Origin of the sequence: Burkholderia sp. AU6039, from assembly GCF_002223365.1 — a bacterium.
Taxonomy (GTDB): domain Bacteria; phylum Pseudomonadota; class Gammaproteobacteria; order Burkholderiales; family Burkholderiaceae; genus Burkholderia.
Map to the genome: position 1 here is coordinate 962088 of NZ_NKFK01000003.1, position 15306 is coordinate 977393.

At 69.9% G+C, this 15306-nt stretch carries 14 protein-coding genes; 10 read left to right on the forward strand and 4 right to left on the reverse strand.

Annotated elements, in window-relative coordinates:
• Positions 1-17 precede the first annotated feature (17 nt).
• Both CFB39_RS07180 and CFB39_RS07185 read left to right on the forward strand, forming a co-directional pair.
• Positions 18-1376, forward strand: coding sequence for an acyclic terpene utilization AtuA family protein (locus CFB39_RS07180; protein WP_089472577.1), 1359 nt, complete (start codon positions 18-20; stop codon positions 1374-1376).
• A complete protein-coding gene (locus CFB39_RS07185; protein ID WP_089472578.1) occupies positions 1376-1687 on the forward strand; it encodes a hypothetical protein in 312 nt (103 codons plus the stop codon). Before CFB39_RS07180 ends, CFB39_RS07185 begins: the two co-directional genes overlap by 1 nt.
• Before the next feature lie 30 nt (positions 1688-1717).
• Here CFB39_RS07185 and CFB39_RS07190 read toward each other — a convergent pair whose 3' ends face one another.
• Together CFB39_RS07190 and CFB39_RS07195 are read right to left on the reverse strand one after the other, a co-directional pair.
• Positions 1718-2539: a carbon-nitrogen hydrolase family protein gene (locus CFB39_RS07190; protein WP_089472579.1), complete on the reverse strand. Its 822-nt coding sequence runs from the start codon at positions 2537-2539 to the stop codon at positions 1718-1720.
• A 177-nt stretch (positions 2540-2716) separates the two neighbouring features.
• Complete coding sequence (locus CFB39_RS07195; protein WP_089472580.1) at positions 2717-3514, reverse strand: response regulator transcription factor; 798 nt, start codon at positions 3512-3514, stop codon at positions 2717-2719.
• A 225-nt stretch (positions 3515-3739) separates the two neighbouring features.
• Between CFB39_RS07195 and CFB39_RS07200 the strand changes: the two genes are divergently transcribed.
• The 4 genes from CFB39_RS07200 to CFB39_RS07215 are packed head-to-tail and all read left to right on the forward strand — an operon-like array spanning position 3740 to position 8848.
• The gene (locus tag CFB39_RS07200) at positions 3740-6079 is read left to right on the forward strand and encodes a hypothetical protein (RefSeq protein WP_144030239.1); all 2340 of its coding nucleotides are present in this window, start codon (positions 3740-3742) and stop codon (positions 6077-6079) included.
• A complete protein-coding gene (locus tag CFB39_RS07205; protein ID WP_089472582.1) occupies positions 6076-7296 on the forward strand; it encodes a hypothetical protein in 1221 nt (406 codons plus the stop codon). Before CFB39_RS07200 ends, CFB39_RS07205 begins: the two co-directional genes overlap by 4 nt.
• 13 nt (positions 7297-7309) lie before the next feature.
• Positions 7310-7981: a DUF1266 domain-containing protein gene (locus CFB39_RS07210; protein WP_218829803.1), complete on the forward strand. Its 672-nt coding sequence runs from the start codon at positions 7310-7312 to the stop codon at positions 7979-7981.
• Between the two features lie 60 nt (positions 7982-8041).
• The gene (locus tag CFB39_RS07215; protein WP_089472583.1) at positions 8042-8848 is read left to right on the forward strand and encodes a topoisomerase IV; all 807 of its coding nucleotides are present in this window, start codon (positions 8042-8044) and stop codon (positions 8846-8848) included.
• Positions 8849-8890: 42 nt separating this feature from the next.
• On the opposite strand, the gene CFB39_RS07220 is transcribed toward CFB39_RS07215, so the two are convergent.
• Both CFB39_RS07220 and CFB39_RS07225 read right to left on the reverse strand, forming a co-directional pair.
• Entirely contained in the window at positions 8891-9820 is a 930-nt protein-coding gene (locus CFB39_RS07220; RefSeq protein WP_089473239.1) for a phosphatidate cytidylyltransferase, read from the reverse strand.
• A gap of 37 nt (positions 9821-9857) precedes the next feature.
• The gene (locus tag CFB39_RS07225) at positions 9858-10490 is read right to left on the reverse strand and encodes a lysophospholipid acyltransferase family protein (RefSeq protein ID WP_071334306.1); all 633 of its coding nucleotides are present in this window, start codon (positions 10488-10490) and stop codon (positions 9858-9860) included.
• Positions 10491-10946: 456 nt separating this feature from the next.
• Between CFB39_RS07225 and CFB39_RS07235 the strand changes: the two genes are divergently transcribed.
• The 4 genes from CFB39_RS07235 to CFB39_RS07250 all read left to right on the forward strand — a co-directional run bounded on the left by CFB39_RS07235 (position 10947) and on the right by CFB39_RS07250 (position 15288).
• Positions 10947-11552, forward strand: a complete 606-nt coding sequence (locus tag CFB39_RS07235; protein WP_089425120.1) for a CDP-alcohol phosphatidyltransferase family protein — start codon at positions 10947-10949, stop codon at positions 11550-11552.
• A 105-nt stretch (positions 11553-11657) separates the two neighbouring features.
• A complete protein-coding gene (locus CFB39_RS07240; RefSeq protein WP_089472584.1) occupies positions 11658-13427 on the forward strand; it encodes a bifunctional alpha/beta hydrolase/class I SAM-dependent methyltransferase in 1770 nt (589 codons plus the stop codon).
• The gene (locus CFB39_RS07245) at positions 13424-14836 is read left to right on the forward strand and encodes a phosphatase PAP2/dual specificity phosphatase family protein (RefSeq protein ID WP_089472585.1); all 1413 of its coding nucleotides are present in this window, start codon (positions 13424-13426) and stop codon (positions 14834-14836) included. Before CFB39_RS07240 ends, CFB39_RS07245 begins: the two co-directional genes overlap by 4 nt.
• The gene (locus CFB39_RS07250) at positions 14836-15288 is read left to right on the forward strand and encodes a hypothetical protein (protein WP_089472586.1); all 453 of its coding nucleotides are present in this window, start codon (positions 14836-14838) and stop codon (positions 15286-15288) included. Before CFB39_RS07245 ends, CFB39_RS07250 begins: the two co-directional genes overlap by 1 nt.
• Positions 15289-15306: the final 18 nt, after the last annotated feature.

Below are 15306 nucleotides of genomic sequence, written 5' to 3' on the forward strand. Positions count from 1 at the left end.
CGGACGACGGTACGGACATGACAGCAAAGCAACCTGAACGGCGCGTGCGCATCGGCGCGGGCGCCGGCTACTCGGGCGACCGGATCGAGCCCGCGGTCGAACTGGCCGAACACGGGCAGCTCGACTATCTCGTTTTCGAATGCCTGGCCGAGCGCACGATCGCGATCGCGCAGCAGGCGCGGCGCCAGGACCCGGCACTCGGCTACGACCCGCTGCTCGACGCGCGGATGCAGGCGGTGCTGCCGGTCGCCGTGCCGAAGGGCGTGCGCATCGTGTCGAACATGGGCGCGGCGAATCCGCGTGCGGCCGCGCGGCGCACCGCGCAAATCGCGCAATCGCTGGGTTTCACGAAGCTGAAGGTCGCGGCGGTCGAAGGCGACGACGTGCTCGACGTCGTGCTGCGCGGCGCATTCCGCTTCGAGGAATCGGGCGACGACGTCGCCGCCTATCGCGACCGCATCGTGTCCGCGAACGCGTACCTCGGCGCCGCGCCGATCGTCGATGCGCTCGCGGCCGGCGCGGATGTCGTGCTGACCGGGCGCGTCGCCGATCCGTCGCTGTTCGCCGCGCCGCTGATCCACGCGTTCGGCTGGCGGATGGACGACTGGGACACGCTTGGCGCCGCGACGGTCGTCGGCCACCTGCTCGAATGCGCGGGGCAGGTGACGGGCGGCTATTTCGCCGATCCCGGCTACAAGGACGTGCCGAACCTCGCGCGGCTCGGGTTTCCGATCGGCGAAGTCGCGGCCGACGGCACGCTCGTGATCACCAAGGTGCCGCACGCGGGCGGCCGCGTGAGCGCGGCGACCTGCAAGGAACAGCTGCTCTACGAGATTCACGATCCGGCGCGGTATCTGCAGCCCGATGTCGTCGCGGATTTCACGCAGGTCACCGTTGCCGAGGAGACGACCGATCGCGTGCGCGTGACGGGCGGGCGCGGCGCCGCGCGGCCCGATACGCTGAAGGGTTCGGTGGCTTACGTCGACGGCTGGATCGGTGAAGGCCAGATGTCGTACGGCGGCCCGGGTGCGCTCGAACGTGCGCGTCTCGCGCTCGAGATCGTTCGCGAGCGGTTGGCGATGACCGGCGTCGCCGCGACCGAGTTGCGCTTCGACCTGATCGGTGTCGATTCGCTGTATGGCGACGCGACGCCGGCCGTGCGCGGCGAGCCGGCCGAGGTGCGCGTGCGGGTGGCCGGCCGTGCGGCGAGCGCCGCCGAAGCCGCGCGCATCGGCAACGAGGTCGAGACGCTCTATACGAACGGGCCGGCCGGCGGCGGCGGTGCGTTCAAGTCGACGCGCGAGGTGATCGCGGTGCAGTCGGTGCTGCTGCCGCGCGCGGCCGTGACGCCGTCGTTTTCATTCGTGGAGGCATGATGCAACTGCGTGAACTCGCGCATGCGCGCACCGGCGACAAGGGCAATACGCTGAACGTGTCGGTGATCTGCCACGATCCGCGTCATTACGATCACCTGCGCACGCATCTGGATGCCGACAGAGTGAGGGCGTGGCTCGCGGGCATCGTGCACGGCGACGTCGTGCGCTATGAATTGCCGGCGCTCGGCGCATTCAATTTCGTGCTGCGCGATGCGCTCGGCGGCGGCGTCACGCGCTCGCTCGCGCTCGACGCGCACGGCAAGTCGGTCAGTTCGGCGCTGCTGGCGATCGAGGTGCCCGACCCGGCGTGACGGACGTCGCCGCCGGAGGCGCGCAAACGCTTACGGAATCAGCAGTTCGCGCAGGCCGTTGGCATGCTCGATGCGTTCGCCTGCGATGTGCAGGCGCTGATCGCGGCGATAGTCGTAGACCGCGCGCGACGCGGCGAGCTGGTCGAAATCGAGTTCGACCGCGTGACGCGATTCGGTATTGCCGGCCTCGAAGATCAGGTTGCCGAACGGATCGGCCGCGAGGCTGCCGCCCGCGAACACGATGTCGTGCGCGCTGCCGCCGACGCGGTTGGCGACCACCGCGAACACCTGGTTCTCCATCGCCCGCGCCGTGGCCGACGTGCGGTGGACGGGGCGGTACGGCTCCATGTTGCCGTCGGTGATGAGGATCAGCTCGGCGCCGAGGGCGGCGAGCGCGCGGCCGGTTTCGGGGAATTCGTTGTCATAGCAGATCAGCAGGCCGATCCGCACGCCGCGCCATTCGATCGTCGCGAAACGGTCGCCGGGCAGCACGACGCCGTGCTCGCTCACCCACAGATGCGTCTTGCGGTAGCGCAGCGCGATGCCGTCCGGCGTGACGAAGACGGTCGTGTTGTAGAAGCGGCCGCCGTCGTTCTCGATCAGTCCGACCACGACCGCCACATCGCGGGCGCGTGCGGCTGCCATGACGGCGCCGACGCTCGGGCCGTCGAGCGGCTCGGCGCATTCGGCCAGATTCGACCGATCGAGGAAGCCGGTGAGCTGCGCTTCCGGAAACATCACGATGTCGGTGCCCGGTGCGCAGGTTGCGATCGCGTCGAGCGTGCGTTGCAGGTTGTAGGGCGTGTCGCCGTCGCGACCGGCGAGCTGGACGATATCGAGCTTCAGTTTCATGGCGATTTCGGTAGCAGGGGCCCGTCGCCGATGGCGCCGGAAGGGTGGGTAAGGAGGCCCCAGTATGCGCCGAAGCGGCGGATTTCCCATCCCGCCGGCGCGTTAACCCTTCGGGGGTATTGATCTGTGACGCCGCCGGTGCCGGCGAGCACCGGCACGCGCGGCTCGCGATACGCGTCAGGTGCCGGCTTGCGCGTTCAGGAACAGCGAGAACAGCTCCGATTGCGAGTTGATAGCGAGCTTCCCGTAGATGTTGCGGCGATGGACCTTGACCGTTTCGGCGGATATCGCCAGCTTGTTCGCGACTTCCTTGTTCGAGCGCCCGCTCAGGATCAGCCGGATCACGTCGAGTTCGCGCGCGGTGAGCGGCGTGCCGAGCCGCGCCATGGCGCGCTCGAAGCCGTCCTGCGCACGGGGGCCGGCCCGCGGCGGCACCGCGGCTTCGACGGCGGCCGGCTCGAACGCGAGCCGCTGCCGCATCAGCCCGGCCACCCATGGCCGGATCAGGTCGAGCAGCGCCACCTGCTCGGGGCCGAAGCGTCGCTTGCTGCCGAGCGACAGGCACAGCGTGCGCGCATCGTCGAGCACGACGTTGAACTGCACCTCGTCCTCGACGACGTTGTGCGTGAAATAGAGCGTGTAGTACTCGGTATCGCGGAAGCATTCGGGCGCGACGTCGGACAGCCGGAACAGGCCGCTCTTCGGCGCGTCGCGGTTCGCGATGTAGAACGGGTCGAGCTGGTACAGGCCCTGCACGTAGTCGCGGAACAGCGGGTCCGGGCCGCCGCCTTCGTACGGGCATTCGGCGAACACGTGCGGGCGGCCGTCGCCGAACGTCAGCGCGACCCAGCTGTCGACCGCGACGTATTCCTCGATCAGCCGGATCAGCGCCAGCCAGAAGCCCGGCTGGTCGAGCGACTCGATGAGCCGCCCGACCGAGCGGTGCCAGGCGACGTCCTGCAACGTGAGGTTCATGCGTGTTCCGGGTCGGGCGGGACCGGTCGGGACGCATCGCGCCGTCGCGCCATGCGCATCGACCGGATCGGGGAATGAAGAACGAGATCGTAACGCCGGACGACGCGAATGGCGAGGCCGCGCACCGCCTCCGTCTCCTGATAAGCTATCGCGATTCCGAGAGGGGGGCAGCCGTTGACTCCCAGTGCCTATACCAAGACCAAGACTCATAACGATATGACAACGATGCCTTTGACGGGCCAGTCGCTCGACACGCTGATGAACCGGCTCGAAGCCGATCTCGAAGAAAGCGACTCGAGCCGCGAGAGCGACCTTGCGGCAAGACTGCGGGCCCAGCCGTTGCGTGCCGATTCGCTCGACGCGATCGAGCGCCTGCACACGCTCTGGATGCACGCCGGCGATCCGGCCGCTGCACGCGCCGTGCTCGACGACGACGGCGCAGGCGTGCACGACGCGGCGCCGCCCGACGCGCGGCCCGACATCCGCATGCAACTCGCGCTGTACCGGTTGCAGATCGCCCGGCACCTGGGCGAGAACGACGCCGTCACCCACGCGATCGGCGAGATGCATGACGTCGTGCGCACGTCGCCGACGCTCGATGCCGATCGCTTCGTCCGCGCCCGCATTCTCGATACGCTGGAATACGACCACGCGGAGCACGCGCTCGACGCGATCGAACTGCGTCACGCATTGAATGGCGCGCTGGCCGACCGCGCCACGTTTCGCGCCTGGGACGAAGCGAACCGGCAATGCCTGCGTGCGTGGGCCTTGCGGCGGCTTGGCCGGGACGACGACGCGCGGGCGGCGGCCGAGGCCGCGGTGGCGGCCATCGCGTCGGCAGGCGCGGACCAGGACATCGACGCCGATGACTGGCTGCGGATCGGCCGGGCGATGATCGAGATTGCGCCGCTGCAGTTCGACACGATTCGCCGGGCCGTCGAGTCGCGCATCGCTGACTGGGCACTGCCGCCGCGCCGCGAGGCCGAGGTGAGGCTGGCGCGGCTTGCCGCGCGGGCGGCACACGCGCAAGGCGATCTCGACGGCGCGCTCGCCCGGTGCGAGATGGCGAGTCACAGCCTCGAGTCGGACGGCGGCGACGACTTCATCGAATACGAACTGCCGTGGCTGCTCGAGGCGGGCCGCTTCGACGACGCGGGGCGCCGCGCGTTCTTCCACGTGTACCAGCTCGAAAGCAGCATGCTCGACCGGGTGGGGCAGATCATCCACGCACGCCTCGCCGAGCCGACCGACACATCGGTCTGGTGGCCGCTGTGCGCGATGCGCGCAGCCGGTTTCGCGCCGACGCTCGAACGGCTCGTCGAACTCGGCGCGGAACAGCCCGACGCGCTGGCCGCGCGTTCACCGACGCACGGCGAGATCTTTGCCGCGCTCGGCTCGCTCGAGGGCGACGCGTTGCGCTACGCGGTCGCCGACGCCGCGCGCGAGGTCGCGCTGCGGCGCGCGCCCGGCCATCCGTGGATCGCGCGGCTCGCGGCGGTCTACGACGGCGAAACCGGCCGCATCGATGCGACGACCCAGGCCGCGCGCCTGTTCGCGGCCGCGCAGGAAGGCGAGATGCACGACAACCGCACCGCGTTCACGCTGACCGAGGCGCGCATACGTGCGCTGGGGGTCGCCGCCGCGCTGAGACTGCCGCCGCCGTCGCTGCGCAGCGGCTTGTGGAGCTACGCATTCTCGGGCTGGATCGAGGACCGGGTCGAGGAGGCGATCGAGGCACTGCCGGCCGCGGAACGGGCGCCGGTGCGTGCCGACCTTCAGCGCCTGCGGATCGCCGCGTACGAGCAGGGCCGTGCGTGCATGGAGCGCTTCTTCGAGACCGGCAAAGGGCACCCGTACGATTCTTGTGCGCACCTGTATTCGATGCTCTGCAACAACCTCGCGATTCTCTACCGAGACGAGGACCGTTACGACGAGGCGCTGGTCCTGCATCGCAACGGGATTGCGGCGAGCTCGTTTGCCGAGCATTACTCCGGTGTCCGCTACGTGCTCGCGTGCCAGGGCAAGGACGACGAGATGGTCGAGGCCGCCGAGCAGCTTTGGCATTACGCCGCCGAATACGGTTTCAGCCGGCATGACCCGAACCGGTACGTGCGCGACGTGGTGCGCGCGCTGTATCGCCTCGATCGTTGCAACGAATTGCCGATCTGGCTCGAACGCCTCGTCGGCTGGCAGCGGGAACACGATCAGGTCGACGGCAGCCTGCCCGACGAGGCGCTGATCGCCCGCTTCGTGTTCGCCTCCCACATGGCGGCATCGCATCCGGATCAGGCGTCGGCGCTGTACGACGCCGCGCGCGGGCAGGCCGATGCGTCGCACGATCTGGATGTCCTGCTCCGGGCTGCCGACGCGGCATACGAACTGGGCCGGCAGTCGGATGCGAAGTATTTCTACGAGCGTGTGCTTGCCGGCAACCGGCACGCTGCGGAACCGCTCGACCTGATGGAGGACGTGATCGAGCGACGGATCCGCGAGGCCGGTGCGCCGGCCTCGCCGGATTCAGCGACCGCCGCGCCGAACAAGCGCTGGTGGAAGTTCTGGCAATGACGGCCGTCGATCGGCGGGCCGGCTACGCGCCGCGCAACGCGCTGAACGCTGATGCGCTGAAAGCGGCGATCGCCGCGCGCAGCATCGCGCGGGGCGATGCCGACGCGGTGCGCGCGTGGCTGCTCAATCATTTCTACCGGCATGTCGTCGCCAACTTCGAGCCCGCGCGCACGATCGGGTCGCTCGACGAGGCGCGGCAGGCGCTCGGCCAGGCTGCGCCGCCGGCGTGGGTCGCGCGGCGCTTCGGGCCCGGCGCGAAGACGATCGGCGAGGGCGACGCCGGCAGGCAGGCCCCCGTCGTCTGGGTCGACCCGGCCGATCCGCACCTTCTCGCACTCGAAACCACGCTCGTCGAGTTTCTCGAATCGCGCAAGGGCACCGGGCTCGAGGGCAAGCTCGACCGTGTCAATTGCCCGCAGGCGCTCGCGATGTGGGAACGCGAGCATGCGGAGATGGCGGACCGGATCGCGCGGGGCTGGCGCGAGAGCCAGCCCGATGCGCTGCGCACGTGGTGCGAAACCGCCAACGGGCGCTTTGTCGAATTCCTGCCCGACAGCGCGCTGCTGCGCGCCGAAATGGCGTTCGAGAGTTACGTGATGCGCCATTGCCTCGGCCAGTTCGCCGACCGGCAAGCGCTGACGGGCGGCTACGGCGGGCGCTATGCGGAAGCGATCGAGGCGCGCACGTTGCGGTTGCTGAGCTTTCGGGATGCGGGCGGCCAGCCGCACATCACGATCAGCGTCGCGGTGCAGGCGGACGGCAGCCTCGACGTCGATCAGGTCAAGGGCAAGCAGAACCGGCCGCCGGTCGAGCGCTACGTCGACGACGTGCTGGCCTGCCTGAATGCGCTGGGGACGACGGATCGCACGCCGCCCGACTGCATCGCGCTCGGTGTCGTCCATACGCCGTCGGGGTGGTGCAGGATCGAGGACGTGACGGATGCCGCGTCGCAAGCACGGCTCGTCGCGCGCCATCCGCAATTGTTCGGACGGCTCGCCGAGCCGACGCCGACCGTCGAGTGGCTGGTCGCCGCGCGGCAGCCTGAACTGCTGCACGCGCGGCCGCCGCGTGCCGGTTCGGTGCGTTACGCGGTGCGCGCGACGCTGGCGCCGGCGGTGCCGTCCGCACGGCCGGAGGACGCGCAGCCTGCCTTTGCCACCGAGGGCGTGCGCTGGCCCGGCTACGACGCGCCGCGTGGCGTCGGTGCCGCGCAATGACGGGGCGAAGACCATGATATTCAAGTTGATCGTTGCCCTGTTCGTGCTGTGGCGCATCGTGCGCTACTTCCGCCGGCGCGGTGGGCGCTATTCGGCGTTGCCGGCCCGCAAGCACTGGGCGCTGCTGCTCGCGCACCCGTACGTGGAAGCGACGGGATTCTCGGGTTTCGACGATGCGGACACGAGCCACCTGAACGACACGTCGCGCAAGTTCTTGCGTGCCCAGATGCTGCACCAGATGGAGTTGCGCACCGACGCGACGGACGACGATGCGCGCGCGCACCTGGCGCGCGTGCTCGAGACGCAGTGGTTTCGCGCCGACCTGCATGCGCTGCGGCCGACCGACGACCCGCGTGCGGCGCTCGCGTTCGCCTGTGCGCGGATGGCGTTCCTCGCGCGCGTGGCGATGCTGATGGGCTGGACCGAGCCGGACACCGCCTGGCGCGTGTTGTTGCTCAACGCGCAGCGCGCCCAGGACTGCTTCGACAGCTGGACGGATTTCGGCCACGCGTACATCGCGGGCCGCAGGCAGTGGGTGGCGGGATTTCGCGCCGACCCGTTCGGCAAGGCGTTCGACGACGCGACGCTGCAAGGCTGGCTCGCACCGGGTGGCGGTGCATGGGGGGCGGCGGCGTGGCCGGGGCTGGCGGCGTTCGATCCCGAGCCGGTCGCGCAACCGCGTTGATGCCGTGATGCCGCTGGCCGTTTGCTTCCCGCACTGTTTCTCATTCCTGGCGACGCCGACATGATTTCATCCATTCATCCCCTGGTGCGACGTCTGGCGCTGTCCGCTGCGTGTGCGGTGCCGGCGTTGACGTTGCCGGCTGCGGCGCACGCGATCGAGCCGGCGGTGGCCGACCGCCTGCTGCGCACGTTCATCCACGACAGCTATGGCAACTGGCGCGCGGACCGCAAGGGCTGGCAGGCGGACGGCGGCGATCTTGTCTATTCGCCGTGCGGCTCGCTGCGCGTCGCGACCGCGGAGGGCCCGCGCACGTTGCTCGCGATGTGCGGCGAGACCGAGGCGGCCGTGCAGAACGGGATGCCGGGCATGGATACGGACGCGACGACCGGCACGATCGACCTGTACGTGCTGAAACCGGCGGCGGACGGCAAGACGCTCGAGCCGGTCATGAAGAAAACGGAGATCGCGTCGGGCGGGCGCGGCGAGCCGGGCACGGTGCGTATCGAGCGGCTCGGGCCGCATCTGTTCGGGTTCGTCATCGGCGAAAGCGACACGCGGCAAGGCTATTCGCAACGCTTCCGCGCGATCTGGCTGCCGGTCGGCAATGCACTGGTGCTGGCGGCGGCGCGCATCGACGAGGCCCTCGACAACGCGGAGTCGACCGAATGCGCGCACGCGCGGGCGCGCTGCGAGGAACGCCGCTTCGAGATCGCGCCGGACCTGACCGGCGCCGGCGACGTCTATCCGCTGACGGTCACGGAAACGGGCACGCGCGGCGACCAGACGATCCGCGCGCGCCATACGGTGAAGTTCGACGCGGCGCGTGGCCGCTACGTCGTGCCGAAGGCATTGCGCGAAGGGTACTGATCCATCGCGCGCAGGAACGGGCGGCGTGGCGCCGCCCGCGCATCACACGTACAGATACCGCACGAGGTGGAAGAACACCGGCGCGGCGAAGCAGATCGAGTCGACGCGATCGAGCATCCCGCCGTGGCCCGCGATCATCGAGCCCCAGTCCTTGGTGCCGAGCGAGCGCTTGACGGCCGACAGCACGAGGCCGCCGACGAAGCCCGCGATCACGATCGCGAGCGAGATGCCGAACGCCGACCCGAAGCTGAACGGCGTCACGCGATACAGCGAGGCGCCGCACAGCGTGGCCAGCAGGCCGCCGCCGATGAAACCCTCGATCGTCTTCGATGGCGACAGCTGCGGCGCGATCTTGCGCTTGCCGAACAGCTTGCCGACCACGTACTGCAGCACGTCGCTGATCTGCACGACGAACAGGAAGAAGAACAGCAGCAGCGCGTTCTGCCCCGCGTAGTGCGGAATGTCGAGGATCAGCACGGCCGGCGCATGGCTCAGCCCGTACACGCACACCATCAGCGCCCAGTTGATCTTCGCGTTGCGGCTCAGGAAGTCGCGCGTGTCCTGCGTGAGTGCCGACACGAGCGACATCGCGAAGAACAGGTGCACGGGTACGAAGATCGAATACATCCCGTACCAGTTGATCCCGAGCAGCAGGTACTGCACGGGGATCGCGACGAAGAATGCGATGAACAGCGTCGTATGGTCGCTCGCGGTGGTTGGCGTGAGCGTGATGAACTCACGCAGCGTCAGGTAGGACAGCACCGCGAACACCAGATACGTGATGTTGTTGCCGAGGCCGATCGCGATGGCCATGATCGCGATCATCGCCCACCACGCACGGATGCGCTGGTTCAGGTTGACGATGGTCGCGCTGGTGCCGCCGCTGCGTGCGCCGAGGATCGCGCCGATCACGGTCGCGACGACGAGCACGCCCGTGACGCCCGCGACCAGTTCCCAGAAAATGGTTCGCATCATTGATATCCGGAAAAGGGAGAAGAGGGCGCCGCGTTCAGCCGGCCGGCCGCTGCGGCGGCGCGAGCGCGACGACCGCGTCGCGCATGCGGGCGAGGAACGTCGGCTTGTCCTCGTCGGCGCCGCGCTGTTCGTTCGCGCCGAAGTGCACCTTGCAGATCAGCGGCACCGGCCAGATCGCGCCCTTCGGCATGATCCGCTGCAGGTTCTCGAGATAGACGGGCGCGAGCGCGACGTCCGGAAACTCGGTCGCGAGGTGGAACAGCCCGCTCTTGAACGGCTGCGGCAGGATCTCGGCGCCGCGCGTGCCTTCCGGGAAGATGATGATCGAATGGCCCTGCTTGAGTGCGTCGCGCACCGGATCGAGCGGGTCACCGCCGGATTCGCGGTGGCGGTCGATCAGCACGACGTTCAGCAGCTTCTGCGCGATGTGGCGCTTCATGTCGCTGCTGTCCCAGTAGTCGCGCGCGGCGACCGGCCGAACGACCGCGCGCACGTTGCGCGGCAGCGCGGCGAGGATCGCGAGCGTGTCGATGTGGCTCGTGTGGTTCGAGAAGTAGATCTTCTGCGTCGGGGACGGCGGCGCCTGATGCCAGACCGGATACGCACCGGCGACGAGCCGCACGATGGACAGCAGGAAATCGCGCTGCCAGACGTTGAGGATGTTCATCGGCGCTGCGCCTCCTGCCTGCCTGTATGGCCCGCTGCGCATGAGCGGCGGGCGGGACCCCGGAATGCCGGCGCGGCAGGATGCGCGCCGGACGGCCCTTGTTTAAATTTTTTCAAATTCGTGGCTGCCTGTCGCAGGTCCGCGATAATCGGACGAGTCGCCGTCATACGCTGTTGCGTCGCGGCGAATGCGCCGGTCGGCGGCGTGATAATCGGCTGTTGCACGCGTGCCCGTTTGCAGTTCGAATGGATCTCGCCGCGATCGGGCCAGCGGATTATCGCGAGTTTCCGTCAAAAACGCCAGATTGGCGCCGCGCGTGCGGGCCGGGCGCGTGCTTGACGCATCGGGGCCGCTCGGCGACGATGAGGGCCGTCCATGGAAGGCCGTCCAAGGCCGTTTCGCCGCCCGGGGCATGGCGGCGGGAAACGTATCCGACTGTGCCGCGCAAATAAAACGATGAGCCTCTACGCACTCAAACCCAAATTCCAGAACACCCTGCGCCCGTTCGCGAACTCGCTCGCGGAACGCGGTGTCACGGCCAACCAGGTCACGCTGTTCGCGGCCGGCGGCTCGATCGTCGTCGGCGCGCTCGCCGGCCTCGGCGTGTTTGCCCGTGCGCTGTTCCTGCTGATCCCGCTGTGGCTGTTCGCGCGGATGGCGCTCAACGCGATCGACGGGATGCTCGCGCGCGAGCACGGCCAGAAGAGCACGCTCGGCGCGTACCTGAACGAGCTCGGCGACGTCGTGTCCGATGTCGCGCTGGTGCTGCCGTTTCTCGCGATTTCCGCGTTCGCTCCGGCAGACGTCTGGCTGTTCGCGCTGACGGCGGTGATCGTCGAATGCGCGGGGCTGATCGGCCCGCTGGTCGGCGTGAGCCGCCGCTACGACGGCCCGTTCGGCAAGAGCGACCGCGCGCTCGCGCTCGGTGCGTTCGCGTTGTGGATCGGGCTCGGCTTTCCGGTTGGCGGCGTCGCCGTCTGGCTGTGGCGCCTGCTGATCGTGCTGTCGATCGTGACCGTGGTGCGGCGCGTGCAGGCCGGCATCGCGGAAAAGGGCGGTTGAAAGGGCAGTTGAAGCAGCGGTTGAAACAGTCGTCAACACAGTTGCGGTACCGGGCGCCGGAGGGCGGCGCACCAAGATTCGAATAACGAAACGAGAGAGAAACGCATGAGCGCACGCATGGCCCGCGAGGCCGACTTCATCACGCACGACGGCGAAACGCTGTTCTATCGTCACTGGCCCGCCACGGGCCCGCGCTGCCGCGGCGCCATCGTGTTGCTGCACCGCGGCCACGAACACTCGGCGCGCGTCGCGCACCTGGTCGACGAGCTCGACCTGCCCGATTTCGCATTTTTCGCGTGGGATGCGCGCGGCCACGGCCGCTCGCCCGGCGCGCGCGGCTACAGCCCGAGCGCGGCCGCGTCGGTGCGTGACCTGCAGACCTTCGTCGAACATATCCGCGACACGCACGGCATCGCGATCGAGGACATGGCGGTGGTCGGCCAGAGCGTCGGCGCGGTGCTCGCGGCCACCTGGGCGCACGACTACGCGCCGCCGATCCGCGCGCTCGTCGTCGCATCGCCGGCGTTCCACATCAAGCTCTACGTGCCGTTCGCGCGGCCGGGCCTGCGGCTGATGCACAAGCTGCGCGGGCTGTTCTACGTGAACAGCTACGTGAAGCCGAAATTCCTCACCCACGATCCCGAGCGGATCGCGAGCTATGCGTCCGATCCGCTGATCACGCGGCCGATCGCGGTGAACATGCTGCTCGACCTGCACGACACCGCGCAGCGGATCGTCGCCGACGCGGCCGCGATCACCGTGCCGACGCAGCTGCTGATCTCCGGCGCCGACTGGGTCGTGCATCGCGGCCCGCAGGATCGCTTCTTCGAACGCCTCGGCGCCGCGCGCAAGGAGCGCATCGTGCTGCCGGGCTTCTATCACGACACGCTCGGTGAACGCGACCGCGCGCAGGCGCTCGCCCCGCTGCGTGCATTCGTGCTGCGCGAATTCGATGCGCCGAGCCCGCGCGTGTCGCTTGCCGACGCCGACCGGCGCGGCGCGTTCCACGACGAATACGCGGCGCTCGGCCGGCCGCCCGCGAATGCGTTCACTCGGGCGTACTGGGCGCTCACGCGCGCCGGCCTGAAGGCCGGCGGCGCGCTGTCGGACGGCATCGCGCTCGGGCTGCGTCTCGGCTTCGATTCGGGCTCGACACTCGACTACGTGTACCGCAACCGCGCGCAAGGGCGGCTCGGCGTCGGCGCGCTGATCGACCGCACCTATCTCGATTCGCCGGGCTGGGTCGGCATCCGCCAGCGCAAGGTGCATCTGCAGGAACTGATCGGCGCGGCGATCGGCCGCCTGCGCGGCCACGGCGCACCGGTGCGGATCGTCGACATCGCGGCCGGGCACGGGCGCTACGTGCTCGACGCGATCGCGTCGGCCGCCGAGCGCGACGGCGCGGCGCCCGACGACATCACGCTGCGCGACTACAGCCCGCCGAACGTCGAGGCCGGGCGCGTGCTGATCGCGCAGCGCGGCCTCGAGTCGATCGCGCGCTTCGAGCGCGGCGATGCGTTCGACGAGGCGTCGCTCGCGACCCTCGAGCCGCGTCCGACGCTCGCGATCGTGTCGGGCCTCTACGAACTGTTCGGCGAGAACGCGCTGATCGAGCGCTCGCTGCGCGGGCTCGCGCAGGCCGTGCCGCCGGGCGGCTATCTCGTCTATACGGGGCAGCCGTGGCATCCGCAGCTCGAGTTCATCGCCCGTGCGCTGAACAATCACCGCGGCGAAGCGACCTGGGTGATGCGCCGCCGCTCGCAGGCCGAGATGGACGAGCTCGTCGCGCGCGCGGGCTTCCGCAAGCTCGACCAGCGGATCGACGAAATGGGCATCTTCACGGTCAGCCTCGCGCAGCGGGTCGACGCGTCATGAGCGCGCTCGGCGGCGGCGCGAGCGACCTCGCCGAACCGGCCTCGGCGGCCGGCGCCGGCGCGCGCGACGCGTCGTTCGCGCTGCGCTTCGGCTGGCTCGCGGTGATGGGGGCCGTGTTCTTCTCGACCTACGGTTTCGCGAACTGGCTCGCCGCGCGCCGCGCGGCGGTGCCGACCTTCGCGTTCGGCTGGGAGTACGCGATCCCGTTCGTGCCGTGGACGATCGTGCCGTACTGGTCGATCGACCTGCTGTATGCGCTGTCGTTCTTTTTCTGGACGCGCCGCGCCGACCTGCTCGATCACGTGAAGCGGCTGTTGACCGTGCAGCTGATCTCGGTCGCGTGCTTCATCGCGTGGCCGCTGCGCTTCGGGTTCGAGCGGCCCGACGCGGGCGGCGTGGCCGGTGCGCTGTTCACGCTGCTGATGGGCTTCGACAAGCCGTTCAACCAGGCACCGTCGCTGCACATCGGGTTGCTCGTCGTGCTGTGGGCCGTGTATGCGAAGCACCTGCGCGGCACGCTCGCGCGCGGCGTGCTGCACCTGTGGTTCGCGGCGATCGGCGTGTCGGTGCTGACCACCTACCAGCATCACGCGATCGACGTGCCGACCGGCGCGGCCGTCGGCTGTCTCGCGCTGTTCCTGTTTCCATTGCGCGATGCCGCGGGCCGGCTGCCGGGCGCCGATGCGTCGCCGGGCGCGGCCGGCCGTGCGCTCGCGCGCCGCTATGCGCTCGGCGCGGCGGCGCTCGCGCTCGTGGCGCTCGGGTGCGTGCCGCGCGCACCCGGCTGGGCGCTGGCGGCAGGGTGGGCCGCGCTGGCGCTCGCCTGTGTCGCGTGGATCTACCGGCGCGGCGCGCCCGGCGCCTTCCAGAAGGACGCGCTCGGGCGGTTCCCGGTCGTCATGCGCTGGCTGCTCGCGCCGACGATCGCCGGCGCATTCGTCAATTCGCGGCTGTGGACGTTCCGGCAGCCGGCGCCGGTGCGGATCGACGAGCGCGTGTCGATCGGGCGCACACCGACGACACGCGACGTGCGCCGCCACGGCTTCACGGCGCTGGTCGACCTGACCGCCGAAATGCCGCGCTGGGCGTCGGTGGATGCGTCGCTCGCGTATGCGACCGTGCCGCAGCTCGATCTCGTCGCGCCGACGGCCGGGCAACTCGCGCAGGCCGTCGCGGCGCTCGAACGCCTGCATGGGGAAGGGCGCGACGTGCTGGTATGCTGCGCGCTCGGCTACGGGCGCAGCGTGCTGTGCGCGGCCGCGTGGCTGGCGGCGCGACGCGGGCTCGGCGATGCGCGCGACGCGCTGGCCGCCGTGCGCGCGGTACGGCCGCACGCGGTGTGGTCGGACGACGGCGTGGCCGTGCTGCAGCAGTGGATCGATCGCCGTCGCGGCGCGGGAGGTGCGTGATGCGCGACCCGTCCGCGCCATTCAGGATTGCCGCCGCGCGCGGCGCGCTCGATGCGGGTGCGTGGGCGATCGCGGCCGCGCTGGCCGCGGCCGGCGCCGGCTGGTGGATCGCGTCGGGCTGGGCGCCGGCGACGATCGCCCGCGTGCTGCTGGCGGTGGTCAGCACCGGGTCGGGGATCGCGGCGCTGTGGTACGCGGTGCGCATCGAGATCGACCGCCGGCTGTTCGCCGCGCTCGCGCGTGCGGCGGCGGGCGACGGATCGGTCGACGACGGCCTCGCGGCGCTCGACCGCGCGCTCGCCGATCTCGGCTGGATCGATGCGTCGAAGGCTGGGCGCGCACTCGACGCACGCGTGCGCGGTGCGGTCGGGCTGTGCCGGGCCGGTGTGCTCGTCGCGATCGTCCAGTGGCTCGTGGTCGGGCTCGCGATCGCCGTTCCGCAGATCGGCTAGCGTCCGTTCAACGCAGCC

Excerpts from the sequence above, each read along its gene's own strand:
- CFB39_RS07220 (WP_089473239.1), bottom strand. The coding sequence starts at position 9,820 with ATGCGAACCATTTTCTGGGAACTGGTCGCGGGCGTCACGGGCGTGCTC.
- CFB39_RS07225 (WP_071334306.1), bottom strand. The coding sequence starts at position 10,490 with ATGAACATCCTCAACGTCTGGCAGCGCGATTTCCTGCTGTCCATCGTG.
- CFB39_RS07250 (WP_089472586.1), top strand. The coding sequence starts at position 14,836 with ATGCGCGACCCGTCCGCGCCATTCAGGATTGCCGCCGCGCGCGGCGCG.
- CFB39_RS07185 (WP_089472578.1), top strand. The coding sequence starts at position 1,376 with ATGCAACTGCGTGAACTCGCGCATGCGCGCACCGGCGACAAGGGCAAT.
- CFB39_RS07195 (WP_089472580.1), bottom strand. The coding sequence starts at position 3,514 with ATGAACCTCACGTTGCAGGACGTCGCCTGGCACCGCTCGGTCGGGCGG.
- CFB39_RS07200 (WP_144030239.1), top strand. The coding sequence starts at position 3,740 with ATGCCTTTGACGGGCCAGTCGCTCGACACGCTGATGAACCGGCTCGAA.
- CFB39_RS07205 (WP_089472582.1), top strand. The coding sequence starts at position 6,076 with ATGACGGCCGTCGATCGGCGGGCCGGCTACGCGCCGCGCAACGCGCTG.
- CFB39_RS07180 (WP_089472577.1), top strand. The coding sequence starts at position 18 with ATGACAGCAAAGCAACCTGAACGGCGCGTGCGCATCGGCGCGGGCGCC.
- CFB39_RS07215 (WP_089472583.1), top strand. The coding sequence starts at position 8,042 with ATGATTTCATCCATTCATCCCCTGGTGCGACGTCTGGCGCTGTCCGCT.
- CFB39_RS07245 (WP_089472585.1), top strand. The coding sequence starts at position 13,424 with ATGAGCGCGCTCGGCGGCGGCGCGAGCGACCTCGCCGAACCGGCCTCG.
- CFB39_RS07240 (WP_089472584.1), top strand. The coding sequence starts at position 11,658 with ATGAGCGCACGCATGGCCCGCGAGGCCGACTTCATCACGCACGACGGC.
- CFB39_RS07235 (WP_089425120.1), top strand. The coding sequence starts at position 10,947 with ATGAGCCTCTACGCACTCAAACCCAAATTCCAGAACACCCTGCGCCCG.
- CFB39_RS07190 (WP_089472579.1), bottom strand. The coding sequence starts at position 2,539 with ATGAAACTGAAGCTCGATATCGTCCAGCTCGCCGGTCGCGACGGCGAC.
- CFB39_RS07210 (WP_218829803.1), top strand. The coding sequence starts at position 7,310 with ATGATATTCAAGTTGATCGTTGCCCTGTTCGTGCTGTGGCGCATCGTG.